The following is a 13,346-nucleotide window of genomic DNA, read 5'->3' as shown; positions in this document are numbered from 1 at the left end:
CATGTGTAGTGGTTTCGACGTTTGATACAGGCCGCGTCGGTACTTAGTTGAAGATCATTTTCTCACAGTGTCATTTTTACCGGACTTTTTGAACAACCTCTAAAAGGGAGTGAAGAGATTGGACGGAATCATCCCATTATGGAAACCAAAAGGGTTGACATCTCATGATTGTGTTTTTAAAATAAGGAAATTATTAAAAATGAAGAAAGTTGGTCATACAGGGACATTAGATCCGGAGGTAGAGGGCGTTCTGCCTATTTGTTTAGGAAAAGGCACTAAAATTGCTGAATACATAACGAATGCTGGTAAAGTGTATGAAGGTGAAGTGACTATTGGAAGATCTACTACAACGGAAGATGCTGAGGGAGAAACCGTAGAAGAGAAAAAAGTAGAGAGTTCAATTACAATTCAGCAAATTAACCATGTACTTCAAGAGTTAACAGGTACCATTGAACAAATCCCTCCCATGTATTCAGCGGTTAAAGTAAATGGAAAGAAATTATATGAATATGCTAGGGCTGGTATTCCTGTTGAAAGGCCAAAAAGGAAGATACATATTTACGATTTATGTCTGTTGGATGATGAAATAAAATGGAAAGAAGGCGAAGTGAGCTTTTCCTTCCGAGTTCATTGTAGCAAAGGAACATATATCCGAACACTTGCTGTTATGATAGGAGAGAAGTTAGGATACCCTGCATATATGTCAGCTTTAACAAGAACAGCTTCCGCTTCCTTTACACGTAATGAATGTATACCTTTAGAGGAACTTGAGAAGTTGGTAAAAGAGAATCGTTCTATTGATGCTTTTCTTTTTCCTTTAGAAAAAGCCCTCTCTCATTTACCGATGATTGAGATGGATGAATTATTGCTTGAGCGTGTGCTTAATGGGGCTGTGCTTCCCATCCTAGAAAATTGGTCTCAAAGCCCAGCAGTAATGAGCTATCAGCATTTAGCTTATGCCATTTATGATCGTCATCCCAATAAGCCTAATCTAATTAAGCCGGTTAAAGTCATTCGTAACGTTAAACTTTGAAATAGAAAGAAGGAAAAATCTTGAAAGTAATACAGCTTGATCATCCACATTCTTATACTAATAGCGACTTTCCTCCATTGGTCATGGCCTTAGGCTTTTTTGATGGCGTTCATTTAGGTCATCAAAGAGTAATCCATCAAGCAAATGAGATCGCTTCTCTTCATAATCAACAGTCTGCAGTCATGACATTTGACCCACATCCATCTGTTGTGCTTGGGAAAGGCCAAGAGGCGGTTCAATACATCACGCCTGTGGAAGATAAGATTAAATTAATGGAAGATTTAAATGTCGACTATTTATTTATTGTCCATTTTACAAAGGAATTTTCTCAGTTATTACCAGAGGAATTTGTTGAAAATTATTTGGTCCAATTAAATGTAAAACATGCTGTTGCTGGCTTTGATTTTACATATGGAAAATTCGGGAAAGGCAATATGGAGACTTTGCCTGTTCATTCAAAAGGCAGTTTTGACGTTACCATTGTCCCTAAGCTAGAAATAAATAATCAAAAAATTAGTTCTACCTCTATTCGACAGTCGATTCAGAATGGAGAAATAGTTAAAGCTAATCAATTACTTGGTCGTTATTTTACAATTAAAGGTACTGTTATTCATGGGAAAAAACGGGGAAGGACGATTGGTTTTCCGACTGCGAATATAAGTACGGATCGCGAATATTTCCTACCTCAAATAGGCATATATATTGTCAAGGTATTCGTGGATGGTAATTGGAAACAGGGAGTATGTAGTGTAGGATATAATCCGACATTTCATAATCCAGAAGGGAAACAATTATCACTAGAAGTTTATATACTCGATTTTAACCAGGAAATTTACGGTGAGACCGTTACAATAGAATGGCACAAAAAAATTAGAGATGAACAAAAATTTGCTGGAACTGAGCAGCTGATTGCACAGATAAAAAAAGATACAGATGTAACAAGAGAATATTTTTCTTCCTCCAAATAAAGAAACTTGATTTTTTGTTGATAAAGTTGTATTCTAGTACAGTATCAAGAACCTTTGCTTGGCAACTCGACTCACCAACGATTGCTCGGTAATAGGGGATTTGCAAAAATTAGGAGGTGAATCCATTGGCGATTTCTCAAGAACGTAAAAATGAAATCATTAATGATTTTAAAATTCATGATACTGATACTGGTTCTCCAGAAGTTCAAATTGCTGTTTTAACAGAAGACATTAACAAATTGAACGATCATCTTCGCGTGCACAAAAAAGATCATCATTCAAGACGCGGATTGATGAAAATGGTTGGCCGTCGCCGCAATCTTTTGACTTATCTTCGTAATAAAGATGTGCAGCGCTATCGTGAACTAATTAACAGACTTGGATTGCGTAGATAATAAAGAGAGAAAAAAGCGGGAGATTTCCCGCTTTTTTGTTAGGTAATGATGGAAAATTCTGTGATATGCTTCTGAGGCAATTTATAGAAGGACTGTCATGCAGAGCATGGCAGAACTGAACATTGGACATGAATATGAAGTTAAGGTGGTTTTAAGTGGGGTCAAAAAGAAAAAGCCGAACTCTATGGTGCATATACCCCGCTTCTGTAATGTATTGATCATCTTTGGGGGCTTAGCATTTTAGTTATGCCACAGCCTCTTTCAACCTTTTCATATTTATGTCTAATGTTCAGTGGTTCAGCTAGCTATCCAGATTCCAACAAGTTACATTCACTTATTTACTACAGTTGTCCAAAATAATAACAGGCGACTAAATTGCAAACTGAAAGAGAGGAAATTATTGCATGGAACAGAAGAAAGAAATTTTTAGTATGGACTGGGCTGGCCGAACTCTAACTGTCGAAATAGGACAATTAGCTAAACAGGCAAGCGGCTCTGCATTCATTCGCTACGGCGATACGGCCGTTTTAAGTACGGCGACTGCATCAAAGGAAGCAAAAGCCGTCGATTTTTTCCCTTTAACTGTAAATTATGAAGAAAGACTGTATGCAGTGGGGAAAATTCCTGGTGGGTTCCCTAAGCGTGAAGGTAGACCAAGTGAAAAGGCCATACTTGCAAGTCGATTGATTGACCGACCGATTCGTCCACTTTTTGCGAACGGTTTTCGCAATGAAGTACAAGTTATTAATTTAGTTATGAGTGTGGATCAAGATTGTTCATCAGAAATGGCAGCGATGTTCGGATCATCACTTGCCCTTAGTATTTCCGATATTCCGTTCGAAGGACCAATTGCTGGAGTAGTGGTTGGTAGAGTTGACGGGCAGTTTATTGTGAATCCTACTGTGGAACAAATGGAAAAAAGCGATATTAATTTAAGTGTGGCTGGTACGAAAGATGCTATCAATATGGTGGAAGCGGGTGCTTTAGAAGTCCCTGAAGAAACGATGCTTGAAGCGATTATGTTTGGGCATGAAGAAATTAAAAAATTAATTCAATTTCAGGAAGAAATTGTAAGAAAAATTGGGAAAGAAAAAAGAGAAATTTCTTTGTATGAAGTAGATTCTGAATTGAATACCGAGGTTCGCGGAATGTGTGAAAAATCCCTTATTGAAGCGATTCAGGTTGAGGAGAAACATGCACGTGAAACGGCCATTCAGAAGGTAAAAGACCAGGTTATTTCTCATTATGAAGAAAAAGAAGCCAATGAAGAAACAATTAAACAGGTGAAACGCGTTTTAGATGATCTTGTGAAAGAAGAAGTCCGCCGTTTAATTACCGTTGAGAAAGTTCGGCCTGATGGTCGGAAACCTCATGAAATTCGTCCTTTGGCGTCAGAAATTGATATCCTGCCACGAACTCATGGTTCCGGTTTGTTTACTCGTGGACAAACCCAAGCTTTAAGTATTTGTACCTTGGGTTCACTGGGAGAAGCCCAAATTTTAGACGGGTTAGGAATTGAAGAATCAAAACGGTTTATGCATCATTATAATTTTCCACATTTCAGTGTAGGGGAAACTGGACCTATTCGCGCACCTGGTCGACGAGAAATTGGTCATGGGGCCTTAGGTGAACGAGCTCTAGAACCTGTTATTCCAAACGAAACAGATTTTCCATACACTATTCGACTTGTTTCAGAGGTGCTTGAATCAAATGGCTCTACTTCGCAGGCTAGCATTTGTGCAAGTACATTAGCGATGATGGCTGCTGGTGTTCCGATTAAAGCGCCAGTTGCAGGGATTGCTATGGGGCTTGTGAAGTCTGGAGAGCATTACACGATCTTAACAGATATTCAGGGAATGGAAGACCATCTTGGAGATATGGACTTTAAAGTGGCTGGTACAGACAAGGGTGTTACAGCTCTTCAAATGGATATTAAGATAGATGGACTTTCTAGAGAAATCCTTGAAGAAGCATTACAACAAGCAAAAGAAGGCCGTATGCATATTCTTAATTCGATGCTATCTACGATTTCTACACCGAATGAACAATTATCAACATATGCGCCTAAGATTTTAACAATGGATATTAATCCTGATAAAATTAGGGATGTTATTGGACCTAGCGGTAAGCAAATTAACAAAATTATTGAAGAAACCGGTGTGAAAATTGATATAGAGCAAGATGGTAAAGTATTTATCTCTTCTGCTGATCAAGCAATGAACGCAAAAGCCAAGAAAATCATTGAAGATCTTGTCCGAGAAGTTGAAGCAGGACAAATGTATTTGGGAAAAGTAAAACGAATTGAAAAATTTGGTGCGTTTGTTGAACTGTTCCCTGGGAAAGATGCACTTGTTCATATTTCCCAATTAGATGAGCAAAGAGTTAATAAAGTGGAGGATGTTGTTTCCATTGGAGATGAAATCCTTGTAAAAGTGATTGAAATTGATAATCATGGACGAGCAAATGCATCCAGGAAAGTGGTTTTAAAAGACCAAAAAGAAAATCAGAAAACGGATGAATAAAAACGGGGAGATTCCCCGTTTTTTTTTATGAGTATTTTTACAACAATGTTTGTAGCTTTCTTATGTCTAGCAACTGGTCAAAAGCCTGGCGTTTTTCTTAGCGCCTACCCCGAGAGGCTCACAGAACGCGAGTCCATCGGCGAAGACATGCGGAAGTGGCGTCCTTAGCCGATGTTTCACTAAATATTCCTGAACCTAGGAAGGGAAAAAGCCCCTTCCTAGGTTCAGGAATATTCGCTTGTCGGAGGCCAACAGGATGTTGGTCAGAAAGGCGTTGCGACGTACAGGATGTACTGGTGCAGACGAAGGGATGGGACGTCGCGTTTGAGTCTGCAGCCAGGACGTCGCGAACTTAGCCTCTCTTCCTAGTTCAAGGCGCTTGCGCTTTTGTTCTCGTTTAGGAAATTATAAAATTGTCGCTTGTGGATAAGTGCTTATATTGCGGTTGGTGTCTAGCTCCAGGCGCCATCGGCTCGAGGTCAAATAACCTGAGCCAATGAAAGGCAAAGAACGCCTTTCTTTGTCTCAGAACATTTGCTTGTCGCCAATAGGCGGGCGCCTTGCGCTTTTCTTATTGTTAAGGAAATTATAAAATTGTCGCTTGTGGATAAGTGTTTGCGTTGCGGTTTGACATCCAGCTCCAGCGCCTAGCCCCTCGAGGTCAAATAACCCTGAACCTATGAAGGGAAAAAGCCCCTTCCTAGGTTCAGGAACATTTGCTTGTCGGGGCTGATCAAGGCGCTTGCGCTTTTGTTCTTTAGTTCTAACTTGTCCGTCTTTTTCATATTTTATGATGAAGGAGGTAGAACTGATTGAGTGCAAAAAACTTGATAGCCTTTACACTGATTGCTATTCTATCAATATCTGCCATTTTTAATCCATATACAAAACAGTATTTAGGACAATTGAAAAATGGGTATGTACCAACAAGCAAAGGGCAAGATGAACTATATAACCAAATTATAGAAGCAGCGCAAAATTATCAGGCGGATTCCCAAGATGCGAAAATCGATCGAGTATGGAAAGCCATGCCTGGGTATAATGGCATTCGGGTTGATGAAAAAGCTTCTTATCAAAAAATGAAAAAGAATAAAGTGTTTGATGAACGTAAATTGGTCTTTATTCAAGTTAAGCCAAAAGTTCATTTAACGGATTTATCGCCTGCCCCTATTTATCGAGGGCATCCAGATAAGCCTATGGTAAGTTTTTTGATCAATGTTGCTTGGGGAAATGAGTATATCCCTTCCATTCTTGAAACTTTAAAAGAACATAAGACTTATGCTACATTTTTTTTAGAGGGCCGTTGGGTAAAAGAAAACCCCGAATTAGCAAAGATGATTGCGGACAGTGGTCATGAAATAGGAAATCATTCTTATAGCCATCCGAATATGGCACGTATTAGTGCAGCACAAATGAAACAAGAGCTATCACAGACAAATGAGATTATTGAAGCAACTACTAAGATTACCCCAACATGGTTTGGACCACCAAGTGGAGCCTATCGTGATGAAACAGTGAAAATCGCCGATGCACAAGGGTTGAAAACGATAATGTGGACGGTTGACACGATTGATTGGAGAAAACCCTCTCCTCAGGTCTTAGTTCAAAGAGTCATGTCAAATGTTCATCCTGGCGCCATGATTCTTATGCATCCAACTGACGCTACTGCCAAATCGTTAGATACATTAATTTCGGAAATACATGCTCAAGATTTAAAAATTGGCACCGTTACAAAATTAATGGATGAAGAGAGAATCATTAAACTGGATAAGCAAGATTTAAAGCAGGAGGAAACTCAAGACCAATAATTCGTTTTAACTTGCTACGTTTTTGCACCTAGAATAGGAGGAATTGTAAATGATGAAGAAACATACATGCCAAAATGGAGTAAGAGTTGTACTTGAATCAATTCCTACAGTGCGTTCTGTTACAATTGGTATTTGGATTGGTGTAGGTTCCCGTGATGAAAATGAAAAAAATAATGGAATTTCTCACTTTTTAGAACATATGTTTTTTAAAGGGACAAAAACAAGAACTGCAAGGGAAATAGCGGAAGCCTTTGACTCCATTGGAGGTCAGGTAAATGCCTTTACAGCAAAAGAATATACTTGTATTTATGCGAAAGTATTAGATAACCACGCAACATATGCGTTGGATGTGCTTGCTGATATGTTTTTTCATTCGACTTTTGATGAAGGAGAATTAAAGAAAGAAAAAAATGTTGTGTTAGAAGAAATTAAAATGTATGAAGATACTCCGGATGATATTGTCCATGATATGTTAAGTAAAGCCGCTTATCATCAACATCCACTAGGTTTTCCGATTTTAGGAACAGAGGAAACATTAAATACATTTACAGGTGATATGCTACGTCAATATATTTACGATATGTATAGACCAGAAAACATTGTTATTTCGGTAGCGGGGAATACGGATGAGAATTTTATTTACCAGATTGAAAAACTTTTTGGAGCATTTGAAAGAGGAAGAAATAAGTTTTTAAATGACAAACCAGCGTTTTATGCAGAACAAGTGATAAAACAGAAAGAGACTGAACAAGCGCATCTTTGTCTAGGATATGAAGGGTTGCCGATTGGTTCAGAAAGAATTTATGATCTAATTGTCATGAATATTATTTTTGGTGGTGGAATGTCCTCACGTCTGTTTCAGGAGGTTCGTGAAGAAAGAGGGTTAGCCTATTCAGTCTTCTCCTATCACTCTTCCTATAAAGATACAGGGATGTTGGTGATCTACGGAGGGACCGCTGCGAACCAATTAGATGAACTTCAAGATACAATATTCTCTACTCTGGCTGATTTTAAAAATAATGGTATTTCACAAAAAGAATTACAAAATAGTAAAGAGCAGTTAAAAGGAAACTTAATGCTTAGTTTAGAAAGTACCAATAGTCGAATGGGCAGAATTGGGAAAAACGAATTGTTATTAAAAAAGCATCGCTCGTTAGATGATATTATCAGGGATATAGATCGAGTGACAGTGGATTCTGTCTACCAGCTAACAAGTGAAATTTTTACGGATCATTTCACTTCTGCTCTCATCAGCCCTCATCAACCAAGTTCAAAGTTATCCCGCATTAACGGGTAGTAATACTAATACCCCTAGAGAGTGCGGAGCAGCGTAGGTGGGGACACTACCAAATTTAAGCTTTTGTGCTTGCGTAAGTCAACATCGCCTCATGCTTCGCTGTATTGTCGGCAGGATGCGAGTCCATCGATGTTTCGACAGGACGCCGAACCTTGAACCGATGCTGCAAAATGATCTTGAACCGAAGAAGGGGAAATTCACCCTTCTTCGGTTCAGGGTTATTTGCTTGTCCCTCCTAATCAGCCGTCTTTCACTCTTTATCTCAGGCCTACTGGATAAAGTCCCATTGATTGAAGTTTCACTTTATGTAAGAAGCAAAATTCCTTTATCAGTCGATAAGGGAATTTTGCTTCTAAAATGAATGAATGCGCACTATATATGATATAAGGATGCAAAAAAGGGGAGAAACTGGATGCGACTTAGTGAACTTGGTGGGAAAGAAATTGTTGATTATCGAAAAGCGAAAAGATTAGGAGTTCTTGGACAAACAGACCTAGAAATTGATCCAAGGACAGGTGAAATTAATGGCTTAATTATTCCGACAAGTAAATGGATGGGAAAAAAAACAGGTAATGAAATAAAAGTGCCTTGGCACTATATCCGAACTATTGGTACAGATATGATTATTTTGGAAGTACCAGAAAGTAAATCATAACAATGATGAAAAATGGAATACATGATCAAAAGAAGAGGATCCCCCTCTTCTTTTTTATTTATTGGTAATCAAGCACAGCAAGAGGGCGCATACATACAATAATCTTGCAGTGCTATTTATGATGCGTAAAGAAGGTGAACACCATTGATGTTGACAGAAATGCAAATCGCTGTTTTAGGTGGTGATGCGAGGCAACTAGAAATTGTTAAAAAATTAACAGAACTAGATGCTAAATTATATTTAATTGGATTTGAACAATTGGCGCAGGCCTTTTCTGGAGCAGTAAAAGAAAAAATCAATGATGTTGATTTTTCCAAAATTGATGCCCTCATTTTGCCAGTGCCAGGTACAAATTTAGCAGGTGAAGTAGATACAATATTCTCCAATGAAAAAATTACTTTAACAGAAAAAATACTTCGTGCAACACCATCCCATTGTAAAATTTACTCCGGTATTAGCAATGCATATCTCGATAAAATCACGAATAATGCGAATCGAGAACTTATTCAATTATTTAAACGTGATGATGTGGCCATTTATAATTCGATTCCAACAGTTGAGGGAACGATTATGATGGCGATTCAAAATACTGATATAACGATACATCAATCTTCCGTGACAGTATTAGGGTTTGGGAGAGTTGGAATGAGTGTAGCTCGGACGTTTTCGCTATTAGGAGCAAGAGTAAAAGTTGGCGCTAGAGATCGGGCTCATTTAGCCAGAATCACTGAAATGGGGATGAAGCCATTTCATTTAGATGCTTTGAAAGTTGAGGTAAAGGATTTAGATATTTGTATTAATACCATCCCTCATCCAGTTTTAACAGCTGGAATTATTGCAGGTATGCCAACTAACACATTGATCATTGATCTAGCTTCAAAACCTGGTGGAACAGATTTTCGTTATGCGGAAAAACGTGGAGTAAAAGCTCTGTTAGCTCCAAGTTTGCCAGGAATTGTTGCACCTAAAACAGCTGGACAAATTTTGGCCAATATTCTTGCCCAATTATTATCAGAGGATTTTCAGATTAGAGAGGAGAATGTATAATGGATTTGCAAAATAGACGAATTGGCTTCGGGATCACAGGATCTCATTGTACGTATGATCAAGTTGTTCCCCAAATAGAAAAGTTGGTGGATTTTGGTGCTGAAGTCGTTCCAGTCGTTACCTTTACTGTTCAAAACACGAATACAAAATTCGGGAATGGAGCCGATTGGGTAGCAAAAGTAGAAGAAATTACAGGAAAGAAAGTCATTGACTCGATGGTAGCGGCAGAGCCATTAGGACCAAAAGAGCCACTGGATTGCATGGTTATTTCTCCATTGACAGGAAATTCAATGAGCAAATTTGCAAATGCCTTGACTGATTCTCCAGTTTTAATGGCAGCAAAAGCGACTTTAAGAAATCGCCACCCAGTTGTATTAGGGATATCGACGAACGATGCTTTAGGGCTAAATGGAGTCAACTTAATGCGCCTAATCTCCGCTAAAAATATCTATTTTGTCCCTTTTGGTCAAGATGATCCCATCAACAAACCCACTTCCATGGTATCAAAAATGGAATTGCTTCCCGAAACAATTATGGCCGCATTAGAGGGAAACCAACTACAACCTGTTGTTCAAGAATATCGGTAATGTGAAATTTGTCAACCTCCATATAATGGTGGTTGGCAAATTGTTGGAAAATAATCTTGTCTTGTTCAAAGAATTAATTTGAGTGAAAAGTTGATCGTAAAAGGAAAAATAAAATAAGCCTAGTTTATGATAGCGGAGCCTTTATTCCCACGTATGTCCTACTTGGCCATCGATATTCGACAGCTTTTTATCAAAAAATTATCGTTCACTGCTTTAAATATGATAATATATTAATATTAATGAATATAAAACAACGATATTTATAGTGTGAGTTCAAAAAGGAGGATAAAAGGACCAAGAAGTTCGAGGCGGCGCCGTTTCGAGTAGCGGACTTGTACAGGATGTACTGACTTCCGTGTTACCTACAGGACGTGGGTGGTTTTAACGGAAGATCCTTTTCCTGATACAATGAGCACAAGGAAAGCATCCCTGAATCCGCATCGCACGAAGGAAAAGTGGTTTTCTTTTCCAAGGAGTGTAGAAACAAGCCAACGAGCTTCCACATGATGTGGTGACTTCGACGTTCGACACAGGACGTGTCAGTACTTAGTCGAAGATCCTCCATCCTGAAGTGTCATTTTTACCGGAGGCCTGCAGAAAGCAGGTTACAAAGGCGTTGCGACAGGACGTCGCGAATTAGCCTTTGATCTTTTTGAACATCCTCTTATAGTTTGTTGGAGTGGAAGGGGAATTTAGATGGTAAAGAAACAAGGCTTTCATATTGCTGTAATGGGGGCTACCGGGGCAGTTGGCAAGCAGATTATTCAAACATTAGAAAAAAGAAATTTTCCTATATCTCAATTAACCTTATTGTCTTCAGCTCGTTCAGCTGGTACAAAATTGAAATTTAAAGAAGAGACGATTACTGTTCAAGAGGCCGTTCCAGAGTCTTTTGAAGGTGTTGATATTGCTTTATTTAGTGCTGGTGGCAGTATATCTCAGAAATTTGCTTCAGAAGCTGTACAACGTGGTGCAATTGTAGTGGATAATACAAGCGCCTTTCGTATGGATCCTGAGGTTCCGCTTGTGGTTCCAGAGGTGAACGAAGATAAGCTTCGAGATCATAAAGGAATTATTGCGAACCCAAATTGTTCTACGATTCAGATGGTAGCTGCTTTAGAGCCAATTCAAAAGGCATTTGGACTAAAGAAAGTAATTGTTTCAACTTATCAAGCTGTTTCAGGTGCAGGAGCTGAAGCGATTCAAGAATTAAATGAAGAGACGGATGCGATTCTAAAAAATCAAGAATATCAGCCTTCCGTTTTACCAGTGGCTAGTGGAGAAAAGCATTACCAAATTGCTTTTAATGCTATCCCGCAAATCGATGTATTTACAGATAATGGTTTCACATTTGAAGAAATGAAAATGATCAATGAAACGAAGAAAATTATGGAAATGCCAGAGCTGAAAGTAGCAGCCACTTGTGTGCGCCTGCCAATTGAAACAAGTCATTCTGAATCTGTATATGTTGAATTAGATAGGGAAGATCTTAAGGTAGAGGATTTATGGGAAGTTCTTGCAAAAGCACCTGGCATTACACTCCAGGATCAACCAGAAGAGCAAATTTACCCAATGCCTGCAGCGGCTGTTGGGAAAGATGATGTCTTCGTAGGAAGAATCAGACAAGATCTTGATGAAAAATCTGGTTTTCATATGTGGATTGTCTCAGATAATTTGTTAAAGGGTGCAGCTTTAAATACAATCCAAATTGCAGAAAGTCTAATTAAATTAGGGCTAGTAACGAAGTAGGAATTGTTCAATATAGAGGACTTCATATAGAGGTGTCATCATGAAAATAATCATCCAAAAATTTGGCGGAACTTCTGTTCAAAATAATGAGACAAGACAATATGCTCATAAACATGTTCAGAATGCCATTAAACAAGGCTATAAGGTAGTCGTCGTCGTTTCCGCCATGGGGAGAAGCGGAGCGCCATATGCGACCGATACATTATTATCACTTGTAGGTGGTTCTACAACCTTTTTGAACCAAAGGGAGCAAGATCTATTGCTTTCATGCGGTGAAACAATCTCAAGTGTTGTGTTTACGAATGAATTACTAGAGAAAGGTTTGAAAGCCACAGCTTTGACTGGGGCTCAAGCAGGTTTCATCACAACAAATGATCATACAAACGCAAAAATTAATAAAATGGATTGTAAAAGGCTTTTAAACCATTTAGAGACAATGGATGTAGTTGTTGTTGCTGGTTTCCAAGGAGCAACGAAAGAAGGAGACGTGACAACGATTGGAAGGGGAGGCAGCGATACATCTGCAGCAGCTTTAGGCGCGGCCTTAAACTCTGAATGGATTGACATTTATACAGATGTCGATGGAATGATGACAGCTGATCCTAGATTAGTTAAAAAAGCACGTTCCCTCTCATCTGTTACGTATAATGAAGTATCCAATATGGCCTATGAGGGAGCAAAGGTGATTCACCCTAGGGCTGTAGAAATTGCTATGCACGCGAAAATTCCGATTAGAATCAAGTCAACCTACACAGATACACCTGGAACACTTGTAACATCTTTAAGTGCTCAGGCTCAACAATACGATGTGAAAGAACGACTTGTAACGGGAATTGCCTATGTCCCAAATGTTTCTCAGATAAAGGTGAGAGCAAATGACGGTGAATATAATCTTCAATCTGAGGTGTTTAAAGCAATGGCGAATGAAGGGATCAGTATAGATTTTATTAATATTTCTCCTAATAATGTCATCTATACCGTCCCTTCTACTGTATTACAAAAGGCTGTGGCTGCATTAGAAAAAATCGGATATATCCCTACTGTTGAAGACAATTGTGCGAAGGTATCGGTTGTTGGGGCAGGAATTACAGGTGTTCCTGGCGTAACAGCGAAGATCGTTGCTGCATTATCGGAAGAGGAAATCGGAATTCTGCAATCAGCAGATAGTCATACCACAATTTGGGTGCTCGTAAATGGGAATGATTTAGTTAATGCAGTAAATGCTTTACACGATGCATTTGAACTGCAAAATGAAGAAGTGAAATACGAACAATAAGGATAGAGG

11 protein-coding genes are annotated in these 13,346 nt (G+C 38.8%); all 11 read left to right on the top strand.

Annotated features, from left to right (window positions below; translation table 11 throughout):
* The first annotated feature begins 118 nt into the window (after positions 1-118).
* Positions 119-1,033, top strand: a complete 915-nt coding sequence (gene truB / locus IPU53_RS08660) for a tRNA pseudouridine(55) synthase TruB (protein ID WP_207449860.1) — start codon at positions 119-121, stop codon at positions 1,031-1,033.
* A gap of 20 nt (positions 1,034-1,053) precedes the next feature.
* Positions 1,054-2,001: a bifunctional riboflavin kinase/FAD synthetase gene (gene ribF / locus IPU53_RS08655; RefSeq protein WP_207449858.1), complete on the top strand. Its 948-nt coding sequence runs from the start codon at positions 1,054-1,056 to the stop codon at positions 1,999-2,001.
* Between the two features lie 125 nt (positions 2,002-2,126).
* Complete coding sequence (gene rpsO, locus IPU53_RS08650) at positions 2,127-2,396, top strand: 30S ribosomal protein S15 (RefSeq protein WP_207449856.1); 270 nt, start codon at positions 2,127-2,129, stop codon at positions 2,394-2,396.
* Between the two features lie 404 nt (positions 2,397-2,800).
* Positions 2,801-4,918: a polyribonucleotide nucleotidyltransferase gene (gene pnp, locus IPU53_RS08645; protein ID WP_207449854.1), complete on the top strand. Its 2,118-nt coding sequence runs from the start codon at positions 2,801-2,803 to the stop codon at positions 4,916-4,918.
* Between the two features lie 812 nt (positions 4,919-5,730).
* Positions 5,731-6,726, top strand: coding sequence for a polysaccharide deacetylase family protein (locus IPU53_RS08640; protein ID WP_207449852.1), 996 nt, complete (start codon positions 5,731-5,733; stop codon positions 6,724-6,726).
* A 49-nt stretch (positions 6,727-6,775) separates the two neighbouring features.
* Positions 6,776-8,023, top strand: coding sequence for a M16 family metallopeptidase (locus IPU53_RS08635; RefSeq protein WP_207449850.1), 1,248 nt, complete (start codon positions 6,776-6,778; stop codon positions 8,021-8,023).
* A gap of 412 nt (positions 8,024-8,435) precedes the next feature.
* The gene (locus IPU53_RS08630) at positions 8,436-8,678 is read left to right on the top strand and encodes a YlmC/YmxH family sporulation protein (protein ID WP_207449848.1); all 243 of its coding nucleotides are present in this window, start codon (positions 8,436-8,438) and stop codon (positions 8,676-8,678) included.
* Positions 8,679-8,825: 147 nt separating this feature from the next.
* A complete protein-coding gene (gene dpaA, locus IPU53_RS08625; protein ID WP_207449924.1) occupies positions 8,826-9,725 on the top strand; it encodes a dipicolinic acid synthetase subunit A in 900 nt (299 codons plus the stop codon).
* Positions 9,725-10,312: a dipicolinate synthase subunit B gene (gene dpaB, locus IPU53_RS08620; RefSeq protein ID WP_207449846.1), complete on the top strand. Its 588-nt coding sequence runs from the start codon at positions 9,725-9,727 to the stop codon at positions 10,310-10,312. The genes dpaA and dpaB overlap by 1 nt, the downstream gene beginning before the upstream one ends.
* Positions 10,313-11,008: 696 nt before the next feature.
* Positions 11,009-12,061, top strand: coding sequence for an aspartate-semialdehyde dehydrogenase (gene asd / locus IPU53_RS08615; protein ID WP_207449844.1), 1,053 nt, complete (start codon positions 11,009-11,011; stop codon positions 12,059-12,061).
* A gap of 40 nt (positions 12,062-12,101) precedes the next feature.
* The gene (dapG, locus tag IPU53_RS08610; protein ID WP_207449842.1) at positions 12,102-13,337 is read left to right on the top strand and encodes an aspartate kinase; all 1,236 of its coding nucleotides are present in this window, start codon (positions 12,102-12,104) and stop codon (positions 13,335-13,337) included.
* Positions 13,338-13,346 lie beyond the last annotated feature (9 nt).

The organism is Bacillus sp. SD088, from assembly GCF_017355205.1.
Lineage (GTDB): Bacteria > Bacillota > Bacilli > Bacillales > Bacillaceae_C > Lederbergia.
The sequence above is the reverse complement of the archived record's forward strand: the minus strand, read 5'-3'. Positions and strand labels throughout refer to the sequence as shown.

Coding starts and splice junctions, on each gene's coding strand:
- dpaA (WP_207449924.1), top strand. CDS start 8,826: ATGTTGACAGAAATGCAAATCGCTGTTTTAGGTGGTGATGCGAGGCAA.
- IPU53_RS08635 (WP_207449850.1), top strand. CDS start 6,776: ATGATGAAGAAACATACATGCCAAAATGGAGTAAGAGTTGTACTTGAA.
- pnp (WP_207449854.1), top strand. CDS start 2,801: ATGGAACAGAAGAAAGAAATTTTTAGTATGGACTGGGCTGGCCGAACT.
- IPU53_RS08630 (WP_207449848.1), top strand. CDS start 8,436: ATGCGACTTAGTGAACTTGGTGGGAAAGAAATTGTTGATTATCGAAAA.
- dapG (WP_207449842.1), top strand. CDS start 12,102: ATGAAAATAATCATCCAAAAATTTGGCGGAACTTCTGTTCAAAATAAT.
- asd (WP_207449844.1), top strand. CDS start 11,009: ATGGTAAAGAAACAAGGCTTTCATATTGCTGTAATGGGGGCTACCGGG.
- dpaB (WP_207449846.1), top strand. CDS start 9,725: ATGGATTTGCAAAATAGACGAATTGGCTTCGGGATCACAGGATCTCAT.